General features: G+C 67.3%; 4 protein-coding genes. All 4 read right to left on the reverse strand.

What is annotated here, in order from left to right; translation table 11 throughout:
- Positions 1 to 97: 97 nt before the first annotated feature.
- Positions 98 to 2,587, reverse strand: a complete 2,490-nt coding sequence (locus K678_RS16790) for an AsmA family protein (RefSeq protein ID WP_021133673.1) — start codon at positions 2,585 to 2,587, stop codon at positions 98 to 100.
- On the reverse strand, positions 2,584 to 4,110 hold the full coding sequence (gene gor / locus K678_RS16795) for a glutathione-disulfide reductase (RefSeq protein ID WP_021133674.1): 1,527 nt from the start codon (positions 4,108 to 4,110) through the stop codon (positions 2,584 to 2,586). The genes K678_RS16790 and gor overlap by 4 nt, the downstream gene beginning before the upstream one ends.
- Positions 4,111 to 4,364: 254 nt before the next feature.
- Positions 4,365 to 4,565 (reverse strand): heavy-metal-associated domain-containing protein, encoded by a 201-nt coding sequence (locus K678_RS16800; protein ID WP_021133675.1) that lies wholly within the window; start codon positions 4,563 to 4,565, stop codon positions 4,365 to 4,367.
- Between the two features lie 47 nt (positions 4,566 to 4,612).
- The coding region (locus tag K678_RS16805) for a divergent polysaccharide deacetylase family protein (RefSeq protein ID WP_021133676.1) at positions 4,613 to 5,034 on the reverse strand (422 nt) is incomplete at its 5' end.

Genomic DNA, 5,034 nt, shown 5'->3' on the forward strand with positions numbered 1-5,034 from the left:
CCAGGCGGCGTAACCCGCCGTCGGGTGGTGCCTCTGCCCTTGGCCTGCGGAACAAGCCGGGCAGAGGCACCGCTTTATCGGCATCGGGCAACTGTCCCTATTTCTTGCTGATCGCCCGCATCAGTTCGTTGGCGTCGAACACCACGTTCGGGGCGTCGAGTTGACCGTTCAGCCGAATCCCCAGCGGCGGCAGACCGGCCCCGGCGGGGGCAATCGAAACGCGGGCATCGACCGACTTCTCGCTCAGATCGACTTTTCCGGCTCCGGTGACGCGGCCACCCTCGGCGGTCAGGCTGAGGTCGCGGCTGGAGACGAGTCCTTTTTCTGCCCGGAAACTGCCGGTCAGGGCCGAGAACCGGGTCGTCCCTCCCAGCAATCCGTCCGACAGCAGACCAGCCAGATCGCGTCGACCCAGCCGGGCATTGGCTTCGGGCAGATCGAAGCCGCGAATCGACCCGTCGGCAACGGCGATCTTGGCCTCGCCACTGAGAGTCGCGGCCAATTGCGCCGGTGCGATCCCGGCGGCGGACAGGCGGACGGTGCCATCGAGCTTGCCTCCGGCCAGACTGAGACCACCCGCCGACAGTTTCAACGTTCCGGCATCGAGTCCGGCCAGGGTCAGATCGCCGCTAAATCCGCCCGACATCAGCCGGCCGCCGCCTTCGATCGACCCGCCCAGCGCCCGCGCCCGCAACCCGCTGACGGTCGCGCCGCCATTGCCGGTCAGGGCCAGATGACCCGATACATCGTCAAGCCGCCAGGTTTTGAGGGTCAGAGCGGCAATCTGGACCGTGATGTCGGCGCGGGGAAGGGTGCCCAGCGGCATCGCTTCGACCACGCCGCGCGGAACCGGCGGCGGCGGGGCGCTTTCGTCGCCCCTTCCGACATGACCGATGGCGGGGCGGGGTCTTGCCGCCGCCAGCGAGGGACTCTTGCCCTCGGGCGGCAGGAAGGGATCGAGCCGTAACTCATCGGCGTTCAAGGTGGCGTGGATCGGGCCTTCCGGTTCGATCCGGATCGAACCACCGATCAGAGCGGCCCCGGCCTTCAGCCGCAGATCGTCAAGGGTCACGGTGCCTTTGTCGCTGCCAAGCGTGGCACTGGCCGACAGGGCGCCGTCGCGGCTGGGGCGATAATCGGATACCAGCAGCCGGGCGGCTTCGGCATAGCTGGGGCCATGCAATTCCAGCGCACCCACCAGCGCGCCATCGTCGCCGCGCCCGCCATCGAATGCCGCCTCGATCCCCCGAACCGTCAGATGGGCGGCGATGCTTTGCCCCAGGCTGACCGAGCCGGTGGCGCGGATATCGTCAAGTCCGAGCACCAGCGGCGACAAATCAAGCCGACCGTCATGCCCGGACAGGGTCGCATCAAGCCGGGCGCTGGTTGGCCACGCTCCCCCGCCGCTTCCGGGCCAGGCCCAGGCGCGCAGACGCGGCGGATCGGAGCTTTCGAGCCGGACCCTGCCATCAAAGGCCGGGCCGCGTTCGCCGGTCGAGAGCGTCCCGTTAAGCCCCAGCGCGGTGCCCCCGGGAAGCTGGGCCGAAACGTTGCTGAGGGTCAGGATGCCGCCGTCAAGCATCGCGTTGACACGGGGGCGGCGGACCACGCCACCGCGCCAGCGCACCGTGTCGGCGGCAAGGTCGAAATTGACGGTCACATTGGCGGGCAGCGGCAGACGCAGGGTGGGGCGGGGGGCGTCAGCGGCCTTGGATGGCGTTTTTTGGACCGGATCGGCAACCGGATTGGCGGTTGCCTCGGCCTTGGCTCGGGTCACGGCCGGACTGGACTGGTCGAGGTCCAGGGTCTGGGCCCGCAGGCTGACATCGACCGCAATCGGGCTGGCCCCCAGAATGGCGACGATCTCGCCACCTGCCCGCGAGTCGCCCAACGCCACGGTGATTTCCTGAAGCGCCGCCTCGTCCGGGGTGACCGACAGCCGACCTTCGGCGGTCAGCGGCGCATCCGGCAGTTCGGTCGTTCCCACCGCGTGAGCCAGGGAGGGCAAGTCGAGCGACATCCGCCCGTCGGCGCGATTCGACGATACGTTGGATTCCAGCCGGATCGTGCCCCCGTTCTGACCGGGGAGGTGAATCTGGGCGCGCACAGGAACCGCCGGGCCGCCGCCGGGCCGTGCTCCTTCGGCTTCGAAGGGAAAGGCGAGGTTTCCCAGGCCCAGCGTGCCGTTAGCGGTAAAGCCGCCATCCAGCCGCCCGCCCGAGGCAAAAATCTCGCCCAGTTGAACGTGTGCGTCGATCGTTGTGCCCGCGCCCAGCCGTCCTCCGGACAGATCCACCTCGACCAGGGTGATCCGCCCTGCCAGCAACGGGCCGAAGCCGAATTCCAGCCGTACCTTCTCGAAACCGGCGGTGCCGACCGCGACCCGGTCCAGGGTGACGACCGGGGCTGGGAGTAACCGGGCCGAGATTGGCCCTGAAACCGTTACCGGCCATCCTAACGCTGCGGTCGCGGTGCGTTCGATCCCGGGACGTAGCGAACTCCAATCGATCAGTGCCGGAACCACCAGCACCGCCACTACGCCGCCAGCCAATGTCGCAGCGGCGATTTTCAGGGAAACACCAGTCATGATGGATCAGGGGCCGTCCGTTCGGGTTCAGTATCGGGGTCCGGCCGGGGGGCGGCGTCGGACTCCGGAGCAGGGGGAGGAGGAGGCTCGACCGCCGCAATCGGATCTTGCGCAGCCGTCGTATCCGGCGCGGGCGGCATCGGGCGCGGTGCCGGTTCCGGGCGACGCTGGCGCAGGGTCACCAATTCTTCGGCGGCGGTGGGGTGAACCCCCAGGGTCGCGTCGAACTGCGCCTTGGTGGCGCGGCAGCGCAAGGCAACGGCAAAGCCCTGAATGATCTCGGGGGCGTCGGGACCGATCACATGGACGCCCAGAACATGGTCGTCATCGCGCTCGACCACCAGCTTGACCAGGGCGCGTCCCTCGCGTCCAGTAAGGCCTTGGCGCAACGGCCGGAAGCGCGAGAGATAGACATCGACGCTGCCATACAGTCGCCGCGCCTCGTCCTCGCCTAATCCGACCGTCGCCAGTGGCGGGGTGCCGAACACCGCCGTCGGCACCAATTGATGGTCGATCGCGGTCGGACAGCCCTGGAACGCGGTGCGGACAAAGGCTCCGGCCTCGGCCAGTGCGGCAGGCGTCAGGTTCAGCCGGTTGGTGACGTCGCCGACCGCCCAGATATGGCGGACGGACGAGCGGGAAAAGGCATCGACAATAATCGCCCCACGCTCATCGAGTTCGACACCCGCCGCCTCCAGCCCCAACCCGGCGCTGTTCGGCACCCGTCCGGTCGCATAGAGGATCAGATCGGTCTCGATCGTTTCACCCGGAATGCCGGTAGGGTCAGCGGTCAGGACCCGGCTGCCGTTGCGGTCGCGCTCAATGGCGCGAACCACGGTGTGGGGACGGATATCGATGCCAAGCGCCCGCATCTCCTCGGTCTGGGCCGACCGCAGATCGGGATCGAAGCCGCGCAGGATCGCGTCGCCGCGCAAAAGCTGAGTGACCTCGACGCCCAGCGCGTTGAAAATTCCCGCGAACTCGACCGCGATATAGCCGCCGCCGACGATCACCGCCCGACGCGGCAATTGCATCAGGTCAAGCGCCTCGTTCGAGGTGATCGCGTGTTCGATCCCCGGCACGTCGGGCAGATGCGGTTTGCCCCCGGTGGCGATCAGGATCGTCGCGGCGGTCAGGCGACGGTGCCCCACCTGGATTGTGTGGGAATCGACCAGGGTGCCGCGTCCCTCGATCAGGGTGACCCCGGCCTCGCGCAGGACGCGGGCATAGATCGTTTCCAGCCGGTTCAGCTCGGCATTTTTGGCCGCAACCAGCCGGGCCCAATCGAATTCCGCCCCCTCGACCTGCCAGCCGAACGCTTCGGCGTCGGCCAGTTCAGCGGCAAAGGCAGCACCGATCACCAGTAATTTCTTCGGCACGCAGCCGCGCATTACACAGGTGCCGCCCACCCGCGATCCTTCGATCACCGCGACCCGGCGTCCGGCCTCGGCGGCCAGACGGCTGGCCCGAACTCCGCCGGAACCGGCACCAAGAGTGATCAAGTCGAAATCGTAGGCGGTCATCGGTGAATCCTTCGGCCGGGAAGGCCTTCTTTCTACCAAGCCGGATCGGCAGCGAGAAGTACCACATCACACTCGGACCTGGGGGAGGGCCAAGTACAGCCTGCCGACAGATACCTCGGTATGAGCGGGTCGAAGGCGGGGAAGCCGGATGGCGTCAACCCCGCTCCCGACCATATTTATCAGGCCGCTTTCACCCGGTCAGCGGCAAGCGTTTTTTTGCGCATCGCCGCACATACCCGCCATGAGCGGGCAGGCTAGATCCGGCCTTCGAACCCGAATCCGGCGGCATCGATCGCCGCCTTGACCAGGGCTTCGTCGGCCCCGTCGACGGTCACCGCCTGTCGGTCGAGATCGACCTGAACCGAGGCTTTGGGCGCGGCCTCGGTAATCGCCTGGGTCACGGCGCGGGCACAGCCGCCGCAGGTCATGCCGGTAACGCGATAGGTATCGGACATCGGATCACTCCCTTTTGTTTCAAGACGTCACATAGTGGGGACGAGGGTCAGCCGCCCGCCCCATTGCGGATGATGGTCGAAACCGGGACCAGCACCAGCCCCTTGGATTCCAATCCCGGCATCCACCCTGCCAGCGCCTCGATGGTGCCGTCATGGGGGTGGCCGATCGCGATCGCATAGCCGTGACGGCGAGCATAGGCCTCGGCCTTGGCAAGCTGGGCGCGGACATGGGCGACGCCCTGATCATTGTCGAGGAAGACGTGGCGGGTGGCGAACGGAACGCCGAACTGACGCGCCGTTTCCGGCCCGGCGCTGCGTTCGGTGGTCACCGAATCGACAAAGACCAGGCCGCGCCGCCGTAATTCGGCCATCACCACCCGCATCGCCGTCGTGTCAGCGGTGAAGCGGCTGCCCATATGGTTGTTGATGCCGATGAAGCCGTCAAAGCGCGACAGATCCCAATCAAGGC

The sequence above is a fragment of the Magnetospirillum fulvum MGU-K5 genome (assembly GCF_000442515.1).
GTDB classification, from domain to species: domain Bacteria; phylum Pseudomonadota; class Alphaproteobacteria; order Rhodospirillales; family Magnetospirillaceae; genus Phaeospirillum; species Phaeospirillum fulvum_B.

What these genes read in the sequence shown, in the direction of transcription:
- K678_RS16790 (WP_021133673.1), bottom strand. Translation starts at nt 2,587, where the DNA reads ATGACTGGTGTTTCCCTGAAAATCGCCGCTGCGACATTGGCTGGCGGC.
- K678_RS16800 (WP_021133675.1), bottom strand. Translation starts at nt 4,565, where the DNA reads ATGTCCGATACCTATCGCGTTACCGGCATGACCTGCGGCGGCTGTGCC.
- gor (WP_021133674.1), bottom strand. Translation starts at nt 4,110, where the DNA reads ATGACCGCCTACGATTTCGACTTGATCACTCTTGGTGCCGGTTCCGGC.